The organism is Chryseobacterium sp. 2987 (assembly GCF_031456375.1).
In the GTDB taxonomy this organism is placed as follows: Bacteria; Bacteroidota; Bacteroidia; order Flavobacteriales; family Weeksellaceae; genus Chryseobacterium; species Chryseobacterium vaccae.
The window spans coordinates 66013-83638 of record NZ_JAVDUN010000003.1 but is presented as its reverse complement, the minus strand read 5'-3'; the positions used below and the strand labels follow the sequence as shown (position 1 = coordinate 83638).

15 protein-coding genes are annotated in these 17626 nt (G+C 37.7%); 6 read left to right on the top strand and 9 right to left on the bottom strand.

The window, feature by feature from the left end:
- The first annotated feature begins 98 nt into the window (after window positions 1–98).
- Window positions 99–647, top strand: a complete 549-nt coding sequence (locus tag J2Y40_RS09900; RefSeq protein WP_153397153.1) for an SPOR domain-containing protein — start codon at window positions 99–101, stop codon at window positions 645–647.
- Window positions 648–693: 46 nt separating this feature from the next.
- Here J2Y40_RS09900 and J2Y40_RS09895 read toward each other — a convergent pair whose 3' ends face one another.
- From J2Y40_RS09895 to J2Y40_RS09870, 6 genes are all read right to left on the bottom strand, one after another.
- Entirely contained in the window at window positions 694–1971 is a 1278-nt protein-coding gene (locus J2Y40_RS09895) for a DUF6080 domain-containing protein (protein ID WP_309998699.1), read from the bottom strand.
- 76 nt (window positions 1972–2047) lie between these two features.
- Entirely contained in the window at window positions 2048–2863 is an 816-nt protein-coding gene (locus J2Y40_RS09890) for a T9SS type A sorting domain-containing protein (protein WP_153397156.1), read from the bottom strand.
- A gap of 77 nt (window positions 2864–2940) precedes the next feature.
- Window positions 2941–4482, bottom strand: coding sequence for a YdiU family protein (locus J2Y40_RS09885; protein WP_153397158.1), 1542 nt, complete (start codon window positions 4480–4482; stop codon window positions 2941–2943).
- Between the two features lie 75 nt (window positions 4483–4557).
- On the bottom strand, window positions 4558–6936 hold the full coding sequence (locus J2Y40_RS09880) for a penicillin-binding protein 1A (protein ID WP_153397160.1): 2379 nt from the start codon (window positions 6934–6936) through the stop codon (window positions 4558–4560).
- Window positions 6937–6942: 6 nt separating this feature from the next.
- Window positions 6943–7407, bottom strand: a complete 465-nt coding sequence (locus J2Y40_RS09875) for a gliding motility lipoprotein GldH (protein WP_153397162.1) — start codon at window positions 7405–7407, stop codon at window positions 6943–6945.
- Entirely contained in the window at window positions 7400–8791 is a 1392-nt protein-coding gene (locus tag J2Y40_RS09870) for a regulatory iron-sulfur-containing complex subunit RicT (protein WP_153397164.1), read from the bottom strand. The genes J2Y40_RS09875 and J2Y40_RS09870 overlap by 8 nt, the downstream gene beginning before the upstream one ends.
- Window positions 8792–9073: 282 nt before the next feature.
- Between J2Y40_RS09870 and J2Y40_RS09865 the strand changes: the two genes are divergently transcribed.
- The 5 genes from J2Y40_RS09865 (at window position 9074) to J2Y40_RS09845 (ending at window position 15000) form a co-directional block, all read left to right on the top strand.
- Window positions 9074–10312, top strand: a complete 1239-nt coding sequence (locus J2Y40_RS09865) for an OmpP1/FadL family transporter (protein ID WP_153397166.1) — start codon at window positions 9074–9076, stop codon at window positions 10310–10312.
- Window positions 10313–10322: 10 nt separating this feature from the next.
- Complete coding sequence (locus J2Y40_RS09860) at window positions 10323–11801, top strand: G-D-S-L family lipolytic protein (protein WP_153397168.1); 1479 nt, start codon at window positions 10323–10325, stop codon at window positions 11799–11801.
- Between the two features lie 85 nt (window positions 11802–11886).
- Window positions 11887–12825 (top strand): ribose-phosphate pyrophosphokinase, encoded by a 939-nt coding sequence (locus tag J2Y40_RS09855; RefSeq protein WP_153397170.1) that lies wholly within the window; start codon window positions 11887–11889, stop codon window positions 12823–12825.
- Window positions 12826–12880: 55 nt separating this feature from the next.
- A complete protein-coding gene (locus tag J2Y40_RS09850) occupies window positions 12881–13534 on the top strand; it encodes a 50S ribosomal protein L25/general stress protein Ctc (protein ID WP_153397172.1) in 654 nt (217 codons plus the stop codon).
- A gap of 245 nt (window positions 13535–13779) precedes the next feature.
- A complete protein-coding gene (locus J2Y40_RS09845) occupies window positions 13780–15000 on the top strand; it encodes a cysteine desulfurase (protein ID WP_153397174.1) in 1221 nt (406 codons plus the stop codon).
- Between the two features lie 42 nt (window positions 15001–15042).
- On the opposite strand, the gene J2Y40_RS09840 is transcribed toward J2Y40_RS09845, so the two are convergent.
- The 3 genes from J2Y40_RS09840 to J2Y40_RS09830 form a co-directional block, all read right to left on the bottom strand.
- Window positions 15043–15705: a hypothetical protein gene (locus J2Y40_RS09840; RefSeq protein ID WP_309998689.1), complete on the bottom strand. Its 663-nt coding sequence runs from the start codon at window positions 15703–15705 to the stop codon at window positions 15043–15045.
- Between the two features lie 81 nt (window positions 15706–15786).
- Window positions 15787–16824, bottom strand: a complete 1038-nt coding sequence (hemE, locus tag J2Y40_RS09835; protein ID WP_153397178.1) for a uroporphyrinogen decarboxylase — start codon at window positions 16822–16824, stop codon at window positions 15787–15789.
- A gap of 70 nt (window positions 16825–16894) precedes the next feature.
- Window positions 16895–17566, bottom strand: a complete 672-nt coding sequence (locus J2Y40_RS09830; RefSeq protein WP_153397180.1) for a uroporphyrinogen-III synthase — start codon at window positions 17564–17566, stop codon at window positions 16895–16897.
- Window positions 17567–17626 lie beyond the last annotated feature (60 nt).

The following is a 17626-nucleotide window of genomic DNA, read 5'->3' as shown; positions in this document are numbered from 1 at the left end:
AAAGGGAAAATATCATTTACGTTTAATTTGTATTGATTCTAAATAACCATGTTTGGTATAATTTTTTAATTTGTATAAATTTGCGGAAACAAGTTTAAATGAGAAATTTAATCAAAATATTTTCGATAATATCTTTATTCGGATTTTATACCATTGAGGCACAGCAGGTTGTTAAAAAAGATACCCTTGCGGGAACTGAGCTTACCATGACTATGGACTCCAAAGTGAGTGCAGCTTTGGAAGGCATCGAAGGAAAGTGTTCTAAAACTGTATCTACAGGTACGGTGAAAGACAATACTGTGGATAGTGGTACAACTATTCCCACAAAGCCTTCTAAAATTTATGTTCCGAACAGAGAACTTACGAATGCGGAAATCTGTCGTAAAAATCCTAGAATTTTAGGATTTAAGATCCAGATTACTACAGTGAAAAGTAATGAAGAAGCAAATGAGGTAAAAGCATATTTCAGAAAGCGATTTCCTAATCTGAAAGTGGAGACGGATGCTTCTTTAAGGCCCAACTATAAAATTCTGGCGGGAAGTTATTTTACAAAACAAAGTGCAGCCTCTGACCTTTCGAAAATAAGAGAATACTTTAAATCGGCTCTTGCAGTACAGTACAGAATTTTCTGTTCAGAAGCAAAATAAACCAATTATAATACAGTATAAAACTCCGGAATTTCCGGAGTTTTTTTTATTGATAATAGCGATTCAGAAACCAGAAAAAGTCTGACATCCGCAGGGTATTATTGACTGCCAGAAAAATGAATAAAATGCCTGTCGAAACAGTTAAAAATGTCACGATCTGAGGCTGTTTTTTATAGGCATAAAAAAGCCATCCCAACAACAACGGATAGACGAAAACGAAGTGTCCGCCGTAAATATATGACGTGTGGAGCCCGAACCTCATGATGCAGTGAATGACAATGTCTACAAGGAAAGAAATCATCAGGATCTGGACCAGTTTATTGTTGAAATTTTTAAAATAACTCCAACATATCAGAGCTAAAAGAATGACTATGAAAATATAAGGAAACAGGGATGAATAAGGTTCCATTAAAAGACCTTTGAAATCAAATCCTTTCATATTGTGTTTATCGGTAATCATGAAGCTCGGAAACAGAATATTACCTCCTAAAAAGTAAGAAAGGATCATATCCCAATCCGGAATAGATTCTACATTGGAGAACTTTTCATATTGCTGGTTGGTTTTTGAAAAAATGTTCTGGTATTTAAAATCAATCCTGAATAAGTATAAGAATACAAAGCTGGCTGTCGTAAGCATTACTCTGAAAACAGCATTCCCAAATTTTTTCCAGTTTCTGAAAAGATCTTTTTCAAAGGCTACCGGAATAAAAACTTTGACCAGATTGGTGATGGTAAGCCCTCCGATTGAAATTCCGGCCAATACCATCGCGGATCCTGCAATTTTTCCGTCTTTTTTAAGTTTTATGGCTGCATAATAGTTATATAAACTTAGCAGGAAGAGCGTATAAGTGAAGTTTTCAGGAGTGAATGAAAGAATAATATTGGTCGAGAAAAATCCAAAAAATAGAAGGATCAGAAGACTGATTTTAAGCGGCAGCTCGATAATATTTTTAAGATATTTAAAAATTTGAAGCATGCACAGACTAATGGCTGTATTGCTGAACCAAGCCAGTGTTAGTCTGAAATTAGCGTCCATTTTTCCGCCTGAAATAAAAAGAGCAGTCTCTCTTATCCAGTTGAAGAAATAATAGGAGAGAGGGTGCCTTTCAAAGCTTCCGCCGGACATTACAATCGCTTTATTATCAAAGCTAAAATAGGCATCCCACGGAATCCTGCTGTCAAAAATAATTCTGTAGTTAAGGGCGATGTAAGTACCTAGAATTCCATAGCAGATAAAGAAAAACAGGAAAACAGCCAGCTCAGTACGAGAGGACGGGAATGCCAACCTTAAAAAATGGATGATTTTTGTTTTAATAAAAGACATGGATCTATTTTTTTGCAAAAGTAAAAATAAAAACCTCACCGGATTGGGTGAGGTTTATGATATTTAATAAATAAAATTATTGTTTGATTACTTTTTCAGAAACAGATGTTCCGTCAAGGAAGTCTACTTTTAATAAATAGATTCCTTTTGGAAGTGAAGAAATATCTGTTTTTTCAGAATTATTTATTAATAAAGATTTACCAGTCATATCAAATACCGTAGTGGATTTGATTTTTTTGTCTGTCTTTATGTTAATTTCACCTTTGGTAGGATTCGGGTAGATGTTTGTTGAGTGATTAGCTTTACCATTTGCTTCCTGAGTAGACAGTGTTCCACTTGCTAAGACTCTTATATCATCAATTGAAAGGCTGTCTGCATCGGTAGCTACATAACGGAATCTAATTTTGACATTTGCCTGACCAGCATATGGAGTTAAATTAACAGTAATTGCTAATGTTTCATAATCATCATAAACTCCATAATTTTCTTCAACCCATACCTGAGTCCATGTAGTTCCCCCGTTTGTTGAAACTTCAACTTTTAAATCTCCGTTGGCGAACGGAGCAACCATGTACTCATATCCTATTTTAGCGTTGAATTTTAGAACAGGGTCGGTTGTTCCGGCTAAACTAAAAGAAGGACTTGTTAAATGAGCATTATTGCTTTGTGCAATCCATCCGATAGCTGCAGATTTTCCTCCTGTGATGTTGAATGTTGCTTGACCTTCATCATCAAACATATCTGTTGTGAATGCCCAAGGTCTGGATGCTACTGTTGAACCCGTTGTCCATCCTGTAGGAGGAAATGTCGTTCCTTGAAATGTCTCTGATAATATTTGTGCATTTCCAAATATTGAAGAGGTTAGTAAAATGAAGAGTAATTTTGTTTTCATTGATTTATACGTTTAAATTTACTTGTAAATATAGTAAAAAAACATAATATCAACATATTTAATTAATAATAATCAATTTAAGAACTACAAGAAAGAGTAGAGCACCCAGTTGTTTCATCATAAGCTGAAGGGCGTTTTGCAGACCATTCAGGATAAATTTCTTCGTAAGGATTTTCCAAAGCTTTTGTGAGCTTATTCAGCATTTCGGTTTTTCCATGGGTAATCTCTTCAATACATTCATAAAGAAGATAGTTTCTAAGGGTAAATTTAGGATTTGACCGTCTCATCAATGCCAAAGATTCTTCAGTTGAAATTGTATTGGAAGTGATTCTGGTTTGATATTGCTTGATAAAGTTCTCCAGCTTTCTGAATTTTTCTTCAGTCCACACAGTATAAGAAACATTTTCAAAAAGAGATCGGGTATCCTGAGTAAAGAACAGCTTTTCCAGCTGATTGAAAAATAAAGTATAATCCAGTTGGAGTTCCTGCATTAAGCCCTGCCAGTTGGTGAAAAAATCTTCATCATCTTTTCGCAGTTCATCAAATCCAAATTTTCTGCAGAGCATTTTGTCGTGAGCTTCCCAGAAATAGGTTCCGTAATGATTCAGTGTATCTTCTAAAAATGTCTCATCTTTGATTAACGGGTGAAGTGCATTGGCAAGTTGCCAGAGGTTCCATTGGGAGATTTGCCCCTGCTTTCCGAAGGCGTATCTTCTTCCCGGAAGATCAGTGGTGTTTGGGGTAAAGTTTAAATCATATTCATCCATCATAGAATAAGGTCCATAATCAATAGTCAGTCCTAAAATAGACATATTATCTGTATTCATTACCCCATGTACAAATCCAACCCTGAACCATTCAGTCATTAAATCTGCTGTTCTGGTACAAACTGCAGCAAAGAAGTCTTTATATTTCTGTATCCCTTCCGAGGTAATTTCCGGGAAGTAATGATCTATAGTAAAATCAACAAGATCCTGTAGGGTATCATATTCTCTCTGGGCAGACATTAGTTCAAAATGCCCGAACCGAAGGAAGCTTTCGGCAGTTCTTATCACCACAGCTCCTTTTTCCAGTTGGGGATTGCCGTTGTACATCATATCCCGAACGACATCTTCGCCGGTTAAAGCAAGGCTTAAAGCTCTGGTAGTAGGAACTCCTAAATGATACATGGCTTCGCTCATCAGATATTCACGTACCGAAGATCTCAGTACGGCTCTGCCATCTGCATGTCTTGAATAGGGTGTGGCTCCGGCTCCCTTCCATTGTATTTCTGTTTTCTTTCCTGCAGTATTGGTGATTTCTCCAGCCAGTATTGCCCTTCCATCTCCAAGCTGGCCGGCCCAGTTTCCGAACTGATGACCTGCATAAGCGGTAGAATAAGGGTGAATATTTTCCGAAAGATTATTTCCGACAAGAAAATCCAGGTCTTTTTCTTCATATTTTCCCAATCCAATTTCATCTGAAAGACTCTGGTTGAAGACAATCAGCTGTGGATGATTAAAACCAGCGGGCTGAGTGGAGGCAAATAAAACCTTTGGAGTGTTTCTCTGTATAGTATTGCCGGATAAGTCTCCGGGAAATATTTCAGTAAAAGGCTGTCTGATCTGTTCAATATTCATCCATCAAAGGTATTAATTAAAAAAGAAAAGACCTTCCAAATTAATGAAAGGTCTTATGTATTGATAAAAGAGAATTTATTTATTGAAATCTACATTGTCTGATGAATGAAGGTTTTCATTGATATTTTCTTCTTTCTTTTCTGTGTTATTCTTTGGAGTAGGATCGGCAGGTCTTGGGTTTTTGATCTCATCGATGGTCTGAAGACCTCCTTCATCACCATAGCCTTCACCTAGTCCTTTAAGATTTGAACAGCCGTCTTTCCAGTCTGATGGGCGGGTGAACTTGTCGTCTGGTGTAATTCCTAAACTCTTATCTGCCCATACTTTCTTCATGAAGATCGCCCAGATTGGGAGTGCCATTTTCGCACCCTGACCTTCACCAGTTCCGTAGAAGTGGGTAGCTCTGTCTTCCCATCCTACCCAGGCTCCGGTAGCCAGTTTTGGAGTGATTCCCATAAACCAACCGTCAGAGTTGTTCTGTGTAGTACCTGTTTTGGCTGCAATTTCCACAGCTTTTGAAATCCCTCTTCTTCCTAATTCTCCTGAAGCAGTTCCGTATTGTGAAACGCCCTTCATCAGTTCAATCATGGTGTACGCGTACATTGGATTCATTACTTCTTTAGGCTCTACATTAACTTCTTTGATCACTCGTCCGTTGGCGTCTTCAATTCTCCAGATCATCTCCGGTTTGTTGTAGTTTCCATAGTTGGCGAAGGTACTGTAGGCACCTAGCATTTCATAGATGGTAATATCTGATGAACCTAATGCAATGGTATTGTTTCTAGGAATGTCTTCTGTAACACCCAAGTCTCTTGCTGTCTGGATTACGGCATCTACACCCGTCATTTCAATAAGACGCGCTGCTACCGGGTTTTGAGAATGAGCTAATGCATCTTTTAAGGTAAGCATTCCTCCTCTTCCCGGAACGTGCCATCCTTTGTGGTCGTAAGTTCCGTTAGAAACAGTGGAACATGGAGTCATTCCAAGTTTCATAATAGCAGTGGCATATACAAACGGTTTAAAGGTAGATCCCACCTGTCTTTTCCCTTGTTTGATATGGTCATACTGGAAGTGCTGCCAGTCAATACCTCCTACCCATGCTTTGATCTCTCCACTTCCCGGAACCATAGACATTAGACCTGCCTGAGCAATCTGTTTGTGATATCTGATAGAGTCCCAAGGTGACATTTCAACTTCTTCTTCTCCGCTCCATGTGAAACGTGATGTTTTGATGGGCTTGTGGAATTCCAATAAAATAGAATCTTCTGTAATTCCGGCTGCTTTCAGTTGTTTGTAACGCCCGGTTCTCTTCATTGCCTGGGTCATTACACTGGTCACCTGCTTATCTGTTAAATAATAGAAAGGTCTGTTTTTTCTGCCTCTTTGTTCTGCATCAAATCTTTTTTGAAGATCTGTTAAGTGTTCCTTGATTGCTTCTTCTGCATACTTCTGCATTTTTGAATCAAGAGTTACATAGATTTTTAGTCCGTCTTTATAAAGATTCAGTTTTTTACCCGTCTCTTTTTCGTTGGCTTCAAGATACTTATCAATTTCCTTTCTTAAATAAAACTTATAGTAAGCCGAGTAGTCATCATTAATATTTTTAATGGGATGATAGTCTACCTCAATAGGTGTGTTAACTGCTTTATCATAGGTTGACTGGTCTATATATCCTGTTTCAAACATTTGTTGCAAAACAACATCTCTTCTTCGCTTGGCACGCTCAGGGTTTCTCATAGGGTTATTGGCAATAGGAGCTTCTAACATGGCTACAAAAACCGCTGCTTCAGGAAGGGTAAGTTCCGAAGTTTTTTTGTTAAAGTAAATCTTGGAAGCCATTTCAATACCATTCGCATTATAGGTGAAATCGAATTTATTGAAATAGAGGGTAATGATTTCTTCTTTGGTGTAGCGCTTTTCTAAACTTACGGCAACAGACCATTCTTTTAGCTTTTGGATCCCTCTTTTAATAGGATTTTTAGATGGATTTTTAGTAAATAAAAGTTTAGCCAGCTGCTGGGTAATGGTAGAACCTCCACCTCGGTCTCCTCCATATCGTACTGCTCTCAGAATAGATTTTAAATCGATACCGGAATGCTCCTTGAAACGTTCATCTTCTTTAGCCTGAAGAGCATATATAAGATAAGGAGGAAGGTCTTTATAAACGATAGGCTGTGTTTTTTCTTTTTCAAACTTACCTAAGGTAACCCCGTCTGATGAAATAATTTCAGAAGCTACATAGATGTCTGGGTTTTCCAGTTCTTTTACATCCGGCATTTCCCCAAGAAATCCCTGGGAAACAGCAAAGAAAAGTCCTGAAATTCCTAAAACTACCGCAATGAGTCCAATCCAAATAAATTTAACCCATCTCTTCCATGAGTTATTTTTCTTATTTTTGGGAGGAAGAGGGAAGGTTTTTCCCCTGTTTCCTGCATTTTGTTTGTTGTCTTCCATTTATGGTTACGGTTTAGCCGTTTCTATTTTTACTCCAACATCCTCTATTCCCGGAAGGTTATCATTCCGCATCGCCTGGATCAGCCCTATTTCATATTTCCCTTTTGTTGGAAACTTATAATTCGTTCTATACTGAAACAAAACTTCCTTCGTGTCACCAAAACCTGTACCAAGCCATTCGCCGTTTGGTTTTGCCAGAACATAATTCAGGGTATCAGTTTCCTTTTTCTTGTTCTGAAGATTGGTGAAATTCACGATAAATCTTATATTGCTGTAAGGATAACTATTGTTGTTTCTTACAACAAATATAATATTTTTAAGATTCTGCGGATCTGAAACTTCAAGATTAAATTTCTGTTCACTTTTCTTATTCCATTTATTGTTAACAGAACTCATGATGACTTCTTCTCCTGAAGAAGAAGTACAGCTAAAGAAAAGGATAAGGGTAAATAATCCTAAAATTTTATACATCTTTATCTTTTTTTGGCGGGTATTTCTTTTTGAATTTCTTTTTGTTCGGGTTGTTGTTTTGAGATTTTTTCTCACCATCAGCTCCGGTTTCTGCCTTTTCCACTTGTGCTTTTGGCTGTGGGTTTGGTTTTTGCTGCCTCTGCTGATTTCCTGAATGAGCATTTGGATTTTCAGGTTTTTCAGAACGTTCCGGTCTTTCTTGCCTTTCCGGTCTGTTTCTCTTTTGTCCCTGTCCCTGATTTTGTGGGTTATTATTTTGCTTATTCTGGTTATTTCTGTTTCTGTTTCCTCTGTTTTTCTTTTCGAAACGATCTACATTGTTTTCCTGGATCAGATCAATAGTCTGCATAGAAGTATCAGGCTGTTTAAGATCTTCTAAAGGAAGTGTCTTTTCTCCGCGTTTGTTTTTGGAGATCAGTTTTTTTACAAGGTCGATATCAAAATCATACCATGCAATAGAGTTTTCCACATAAGCAAACCACATTTTCTTTTTGAAAACATCTATTTTGATGCAGAATGCCCGTCCTTTTTCGGTGTCTAAAGTGGTTGAAGAAGATGGGAAATGGCTCAAAGCATCCAGATAACTATCCAATTCATAATTGAGACAGCATTTAAGCTTACCACACTGCCCTGCAAGTTTCTGGGGATTAATACTCAACTGTTGATATCTAGCCACATTGGTATTGACAGACCTGAAATCTGTAAGCCAGGTGGAGCAGCAGAGTTCTCTTCCACAAGATCCTATTCCTCCTACTTTTGCAGCTTCCTGTCTGAACCCAATCTGTTTCATGTCGATCTTTGTTCTGAAAGCCCCGGCATAGTCTTTGATCAATTGCCTGAAATCCACTCGGTTATCTGCTGTATAGTAAAATGTGATCTTTGATGCATCACCCTGATACTCTACATCGGTAACCTTCATCTCAAGGCCGATGCGATGAGCGATCTTTCTGGCCTCAAGTTTTACACTGTCTTCTTTTTTTCGCACTTCCTGCCAGACCTCGAGGTCCTTCTGGTTGGCTTGTCTGTATATTTTCAGTGCAGATTCATCAGGAAATTTCTTCTTTTTCATCTGAATCTTTACTAATTCTCCCGTAAGGCTTACTACGCCTACATCGTGTCCCGGGCTGGATTCTACTGTTACTACGCTACCTATATGTAAAGGAATATTGTTTACATTCTTAAAAAACGATTTTCTGTCATTTTTAAATCTAACTTCTACAAAATCACACCTGTTCGGCGTGGGATTGTTGATGTTAGAAAGCCAGTCAAAAACACTTAATTTATAACTATTCCCGCAGGTATTTACATTTTCACAGCCATTCGCGGTCTTTTTAGGTCCGCACGAATGTGTAGAATCGCCGGATGTTTTGCATCCACAACTCATATCACTATTATTTGTTTATAATCTTGCAAATTTATGTAAATTTATCTTTACGCAATTCTAAAATACTTAAATATTCAATAACATCCTTGTTTAACATTAAACGTTAAAATCTTAATTTATTATTGTAAGGCCTAAATCACTAAAAATTATAACATTATGGATAATAATCATCAAAGTATTATTTTAAACATAATTTTCTTTTAGGATATTGTTTAAAATATTGGGAATTATTAACAAGTGTATTTAAAATAACTTTATATTTGGGTTATATAATAATAGTCTATGAAAAAAATATTAGTATCAACTGCTTTATTGGCGGGTGTTTTGGCTTATGCAGGAGGCTTCAGGGTTTCTCTGCAAGGGGTGAAGCAATTGGCAATGGCACATACTAGTGCTCATGCCGAAGATGCAAGTGTGGCATTCTTCAACCCGGCGGGTATGTCATTCATTCCTTCTAAACTGAGTATTGTTGCAGGAGGATTTGGGGCGAGTAATAAGGTGACTTTTCAAAACCTGAATACTTTACAGAGTACGGAAACTGATAATCCTCTTGGAACACCTATCTATGCTGCAATTGCATATAAGCCGATAGAGAATTTATCAGTTGGTTTTAGTTTTTCAACACCTTTTGGAAGTACCATTCAATGGCCTAACGATTGGGAGGGGAAAGAGATGGTGCAGAAGTTAGAACTAAAAAGTTTTTATTTTCAGCCGATGGTATCTGTGAAACTTGCTCCCTGGATGTCATTCGGTGCAAGTTATATCTATGCTAAAGGAAAAGTAAACTGGGATAAAGCCGTTACGCAATTCGGCGGACAACTCAATATTAAAGATGAAAAAGCCAGTGGAAGCGGATATGGATTCGGATTCTATTTCAGACCTGATCCTAAGCTGGATGTAAGTATCGCTTACCGTTCTCCTGTAGATATGAAAGCTAAAAAAGGAACAGCAACATTCCAGTTCCCGTCAGCTAATATTTATCCGCTTTTAGGTTTGGATCCAAGTACCGGACAGGATAAATTCACTGCAACCCTTCCTTTGGTAGAAGAATACACAATTGGTCTTACCTATAAAGTCACTCCTAAGTGGTTAGTTTCAGCGGACTTTAACTATCATGGATGGGAAAGATATGGTAAGCTGACATTAGATTTTGCAAACGCTCCGGTTGGAAATCAGGCAGATCCTACTGTTCTTGTAGCTTCTAAAAACTTCAGAAATTCCAAGACCTTCAGATTGGGAACACAATATGCATTCAGCAATATGATCTTTGGACGTTTGGGTGCTTACTATGACGAATCTCCTTACACCGATGATCATTTTATTCCTGAGACTCCTTCGTTCAATACCTATGTAATTACGGGAGGACTTGGATTTAAATTAAAGCAATTCGGAGTTGATATAGCAGGTGGATATGCTATACCTCAGGCGAGAGACGTAAACAATGCGAATCTTGGTTTTTACGGACAGGCAAAAGCTAAAGCATTCTACTTTGGTTTAGGTTTATCTTATAATCCTTTTTAATTAAAAGACTATGAAAAAAATTATAATATCAACACTTGCTGTTTCTGCACTTCTTTTTACAACAAGCTGTAACAACGACTTTGATACTGATGTAAAAGATATTAAGGTAACGAATGGCGAGGCGAATTTCTCAAAATACATAGCCCTTGGAAACTCATTAACTTCAGGTTTCAGAGATAATGCTCTCTATGTCGACGGGCAGAATGAATCCTATCCATTAATGTTGGCTACTCAGATGAAACTTGCCGGCGGAGGAGAGTTCAAGCAGCCGATGATGCCTAATAATAGCGGAGGTTTTACCAACCTTGCTAATCCTGCAACAGGTGATTTTTATGGTAAAATTACTTTAACAGTGGGGTGTAATAATGCTTTGGCTCCAAAACCATCTGCACCGGGTGCTCCGTTAGATAATGTTTCTTCCGGCGGACCTTACCAGAATCTTGGGGTTCCGGGAGCGAAGTCTTTCCATTTGGGATTGGGTAATTATGGAGCATTAAATCCTTATTATTCAAGATTCTCAACAGGAGTAAGTCCGGTTGCAGCAGCTGTTGCTCAGGCGCCTACTTTCTTCTCTCTTTGGATTGGTAATAACGATGTTCTTTCTTATGCTACCAGTGGTGGAACAGGGGTGGATCAAACAGGAAATCCCAATCCTCTTACCTATGGGAATAATGACATTACAGACCCTACACTTTATAAGTCTACGATCAATTCTTATGTAACTGCGCTTACCGCTAATGGGGCAAAAGGAGTGTTGGCAAACATTCCTAATGTAACGACAATTCCGTTTTTCACTACAGTGCCTAGTAAGCCTATTTCTAATCTTTCCGATGCACAGGCAGCACAGCTGAACACCGCTTATGCTCCTTACAATGCCGGAATTTTACAGATGAAAACAATGGGAGTGATTACTGATGCTGAATATCAGAGCAGAGTGATCAAGTTTACTGCCGGAGCCACTGCAAACGGAGCCATAATATTGGATAAAGATCTAAAAGACCTTACTGTATATAATCCTGGATTGAAGTCTTACAGACAGACAACAAGTAATGATTTTATCATTTTACCAGCTTCAAATCTGCTTAAGCCTTACGACGCAACATGTAATCCGCAAGGGATAAGCGCAGGGACTGCAGTTCCTTTAGAAGACAGATATGTTCTTACAGAAAAAGAAACGGCAAAAGTAATGACTGCCACAAAAGCTTATAATGATGCGCTTAAAGAAATTGCCTCAGCAAAAGGGCTTGCTTTCGTAGATGCAAATGCTAAAATGAATGAGCTGGGTGGGCAATCCGGAATTTCATGGGATGGTGTGAGATACACTGCTAAATTTGTAACCGGAGGCGCATTTTCACTGGATGGAGTTCACCTGACAGGAAGAGGATATGCTGTGATTGCCAACGAATTCATTAAAGCAATCAATGCAAGATATAAATCTACTTTACCACAGGTAGATCCTAATAAATATTCCGGAATAAAATTCCCGTAATCATACACGAAAATAAAAACTTAGAAACCACAAGAACAAATCTTGTGGTTTTTTTTTAAATTTGCAAAATCTTTAAAAAGTAAAAATGGCCGATCAGTTAAGTTATCTATTTTGTACAAGGACGAGCAAGGACTTGGCAGAAAAAATTGCCCAGTATTATGGGAAAGAATTAGGAAAAATCAACTTTCAGGAGTTTAGCGACGGGGAATTTGAACCTGTTCTGGATGAATCCGTAAGAGGAGGAAGAGTTTTCTTAATCGGATCTACTTTCCCTCCTGCAGACAATCTTTTGGAACTTCTTCTAATGATTGATGCAGCAAAAAGAGCTTCCGCGAAGAGTATTACTGTTGTAATTCCTTATTTCGGACTTGCAAGACAGGACAGGAAAGACAAGCCGAGAGCTCCGATAGGGGCAAAATTGGTTGCTAACCTGTTAACAGCAGCAGGGGCTACAAGAGTAATGACAATGGACCTGCACGCAGATCAGATCCAGGGATTCTTCGAAATTCCGGTAGATCATCTGTATGCTTCTACTATTTTCGTAGACTACATCAAATCTCTGAATCTGGATAACCTTACCATTGCTTCTCCGGATATGGGAGGTGCGAAAAGAGCGAAAAACTATGCAGGCCACCTGGGTGCAGAAGTTGTAATTGCTTATAAGGAAAGAAAAAAAGCGAATGTAGTAGAGGAGATGTTCCTTATTGGTGATGTAGATGGGAAGAACGTGATTCTTATTGATGATATGATTGATACTGCGGGAACACTTTGCAAAGCTGCTGAGATCCTGATGGAGAAGGGAGCAAAAACAGTAAGAGCTATGGCTACTCACGGAGTGCTTTCAGGAAAAGCTTATGAGAATATTGAGAAATCAAAATTACTGGAAGTTATTGTAACTGATTCAATTCCTGTGCAAAATAATTTGTCATCTAAAATAAAAGTGCTATCTTGCGCCCCGTTATTTGCGGACGTGATGAAGATGGTTCATGAGCACCAATCAATTAGTAGTAAGTTTGTTATTTAATTGATTTTAAACGGATTGCAAATTTAAATCAGAACAAATTTTTAAATTTTTATAAATGAAATCTATTACAATTCAAGGTACAAAAAGAGAAAGCGTGGGCAAAAAGTCTACAAAAGCTTTACGTGATGCTGAATTAGTTCCTTGTGTTGTTTATGGAGGTGAGGCACCTTTGAACTTCTCTGCAGAAGAGAGAGCTTTCAAAGGATTAGTATACACTCCTGAAGCACACACGGTATCTATTGAAGTTGACGGAAAAACTATTCCAGCTGTTCTTCAGGATATTCAGTTCCACCCAATTACAGACAAAATTCTTCACATTGACTTCTACCAGTTATCTGATGATAAGCCGGTTATTATGGAAGTTCCAGTAAGAATTACAGGGCGTTCTAAAGGTGTTGTTGCTGGTGGTGTTCTACGTCAGTCTTTCAGAAAACTAAAAGTGAAAGCTATTCCTGCAAACCTTCCTGATGAGATCGTTGTAGATGTAACTCCATTAAGAATTGGTAACAAACTTTATGTTGGAGGAATCAAAACTGAAGGATATTCTTTCATGCACCCGGACAATGCAGTTGTTGTAGCTGTTAAGATGTCTAGAAATGCAATGAAAGGAGGTGCTGCTGCAATGGATGATGAAGATGAAGAAGAAGCAGAAGAAGTGGCAACTCAGTCTCCTGATGTTCCTACAACAGAAGAAAAATCTGCAGAATAAGAATTTCTTATTTAGACCATATAAACCTGTCAATTTTTTGACAGGTTTTTTTGTGCTTAAAACAGAATGATAATAAACAATTACTGAATTTAAATTTTCTATTTATCAGCATTCTTCACTTGGAATCATTGAATATTTCTATCAAATGACAACGATCACCTCTTAACCGGGTACCTCCTTTCGGAAAAAAAGCCGTAAATTTGAAGTGTTCTAAATAAGAACGTTTTAATTTAAAAAATAAATAAATGTTTGACATTCAGGAAATAAGAAACCAGTTTTCTATATTGAGCAGGGAAGTGAACGGTAAGCCGCTGGTTTATTTAGATAATGCAGCTACATCTCAGAAGCCAAATTCGGTTTTAGAAGTCTGTCATGCATATTATACAGAGATCAATGCAAATGTTCACCGGGGAATTCATACATTGAGCCAGCTGGCAACAGAAGAAATGGAGCTTTCCAGAAGAAAGATTCAAAAATTCATCAATGCTGAACATGATTTTGAAGTAATCTTTACAAAAGGAACAACAGAAGGCTTAAACCTTATCGCTTATATCCTGACACAGAAATTAAAGAAAGATGATGAGATCATTATTTCATATCTGGAGCACCATTCCAATATTGTTCCCTGGCAAATGCTGTGTGAAAGAACGGGGGCTAAACTGCGTGTTATTCCAATTGATGAAAATGGTATTCTTCAGCTGGATTATCTGGATCGGTTTTTAAGCGAAAAGACTAAGGTGGTTTCTGTGAATCAGGTTTCCAATGCATTGGGAATCGTGAATCCTATTGAAGAGATCATTGCCAGAACCAGAAAAAATACGGATGCCTATATTGTTATTGATGGAGCACAGTCTGCACCTCATTTCGATATTGATGTTCAGAAACTGGATTGTGATTTCTTTGTGTTCTCCGGTCATAAGATGTATGCTCCGATGGGAACAGGGATTTTATATGGTAAACGTGAAATCCTGGAAGAGTTGCCGCCGTTTCACGGAGGTGGAGAAATGATTGCAACCTGTTCATTTGAGGGAACTACTTATGCAGGACTTCCGTTTAAATATGAAGCAGGAACCCCTAACGTAGGCGGAAATATAGCTTTAGGTGCAGCAGTCGATTTCATGGAAAAAGTAGGAAGACAGAATATTCAGAATCATGAAAATGCATTACTGGAATATGCACAGCGACAGCTTTTACAGTTGGATAACATTAAAATTTATGGTGAAAAAGCCAAAAGAACAGGTGTTGTTTCCTTTAACTTGGAAGGAGTGGGTATTTCTTCAGATGTAGGAATGATCCTTGATAAAATGGGTATTGCTGTAAGAACGGGACATCACTGTACGCAGCCGATTATGAATTTCTTTAATATCGCAGGTACGGTAAGAGCCAGTTTCGCAGTCTACAATACTTTTGAGGAAATTGATCTTCTCGTAGAAGGTGTTAAAAAGGCGCAACGAATGCTTTCATAATAAAAAAATTAACCTCTGGATGTTCAGAGGTTTTTTTATAGTTTATTTCCAGATTTCCCACCATTTTTTATTGAGGGATTTGTGTTCCTGATTGCTTTCGCGAGTGTAATCACCTCCATAGGTTAATGAATATTCTTTTATGTTCATTAATTTTTTAATTCTATTGGCGTGTGGGCTGTGGCTCAGTGTTTCATCTGTCAGCATACAATAAAGAACTTTTTGATTTTTAGAAAATTGTTGATAGTTCTGTTCCACAAAGTTCAGAATCTTTCGCTGATGCTCGCCATGTTCTTTGGCTATTTTGAGATAGATAACCAGAGCCTGCTCTCTTTTGCTGTCCTCCTGGGTAAATATGATATTTTCGATATACTGAAAATTTTCTTTTTTAATCTTTCCATACATTTGAGGGACCACAATGTCTGAGAAAAATTCGCTGTATTCCTTTGAATGGGTGGCGTAAATTCTTTCGTATAGTAAGATGTTGGTAATCTCATCTATATCGCATTCCAAGGCTATTTCTTTAAGCTTCTGAAATGTTGTAATAAAAAGGCCCGGGTCTTTACTTTGCCGGAACTCAATAACCTGATCCACACACAAAGATATTTTGCCATATAACTCAGTATTAATTTCCTGCTTTTTCTCTTCACTGGTTTGATTAACAAAGTTCATAAAGTCCTCAAAATTAGGATTATTTTCGTTTTCCATAGATTTAGTTTTTTTGATGTAAAAACCTCATAAGTTTAAAACTCATGAGGCTTATTATTTAGGATTGTATTCAGTTTGTATTTAAAATTCAGAGTTTGGTTTCCAGTCCACAACAGCTCTGATGAAGGCTTCAGCATTTTCTACCGGGATATTAGGAAGAATTCCATGTCCAAGGTTGGCGATATAACGGTCTTTTCCAAAACGGTTGATCATTTCAGTCACCATTTTTTTGATTGTTTCAGGAGTGGAATGCAGTCTTGCCGGATCAAAATTTCCCTGAAGGGTCATCGTATGATTGGTTAAAGTTCTTGCAAACTCAGGAGTGATCGTCCAGTCAACACCCAATGCAGAAGCTTTGGAGATAGTCATATCTTCCAGGGCAAACCAACATCCTTTTCCAAATACCACAACGTGGGTTAATGGGCTTAATGCTTCAACAATCTGGTTGATATACTGCCATGAGAATTCCTGATAGTCAGCAGGAGATAACATTCCTCCCCAGGAATCAAATACCTGAACGGCAGAAACTCCTTTTTCTACTTTTCTTTTAAGATAAGCAATGGTAGTATCGGTGATTTTCTGAAGAAGTAAGTGAGCTGCTTCAGGCTGCTGGAAACAGAATGATTTCGCAATATCAAAAGCTTTGCTGCCTTTTCCTTCTACACAGTAGCAAAGAATCGTCCATGGAGAACCTGCAAAACCAATCAATGGGATTTCATTGTCCAGTTTCTGAAGAGTGAGTTCAATAGCGTCAAAAACGTATCCTAAGGTATCATTTACATCAGGAACTTCAATATTCTGAACCTGTTCTGCTGTTCTGATAGGATTATCCAGCCAAGGGCCTACGGATTCTTTCATTTTAAAATCAATTCCCATAGCCTGGGGAACCACTAAAATATCAGAGAACAGAATGGCAGCATCCAGAGGGAATCTTCTGATTGGCTGTATGGTAATTTCTGCGGCAAGTTCAGGAGTCTGACATCTTGTAAAGAAATCATACTGATCACGAAGAGCAATGAATTCCGGCAGATATCTTCCGGCCTGTCTCATCATCCATACTGGAGGCCTTTCAACGGTTTCTCCGCGGAGTGCTTTTAAATATAAGTCGTTTTTAATCATAATTTATTTAAACTTAAAACTGTCGTCCTGTCTTTTCAGGCAGTTATTATTGATGGATCTTAGAAGATTTTTAAAGCTCTTTTTTTATCAGTTCAAAAATTGAAATCAAAGTGTTGCCCTCTGATGTAAAGATCTTCTCTTTTGTATATTTTCTAAGTTCTCCGGAAGTTGTTTCGCCTATCGAAAAAATTTTCATGCCATCCAGAGAATTTAATTTTGCAAAACTACGAACTCCGCTCGGACTAAAAAAAACTGCAGCATGATATTTTTCAGATACTGAAGGATATAGTTCTTCTGTCGTGTAAATGGTAATCTTTTTATACTTAATATTCTGTAAAGGAAGATCTTTGTCCAGAACATCAATAGCCAGATTGCCGCAGAAGTGAAGAAACTTTTCGTGCTGGCATTTTCCAATAATAAAACCGGAAAGGGATTCAGCGTTTTTCAATACTTTAAAAGTGCCGAAACCATGTTTTCTAAGTTCCCGTTTTGTCTTTTCTCCAACACAGTAGATTTTATTATAGTTCTTTACGGTAAAATCTTCGTTGGGTTTAAAGCCGTTTTCAAAAAATGAAGTAACACCATTGACACTTGTAAAAATTAAAGAGTAATTTTTAAGGTCAAACGGTGTTATTCTTATCGGTGAAGTCTTAATTACTTCAACACAGTCAGCTGAAATTTCCGGGCCTAATTCTCTGGATATAACGGCAGGGTCTATGTTTTTGGTAAATAAGATTTTCATTGTTGGTAAGCTTGATGATGGAAGGTAAAGATAAGAAAGTAATAAAGACTGAAATTAATG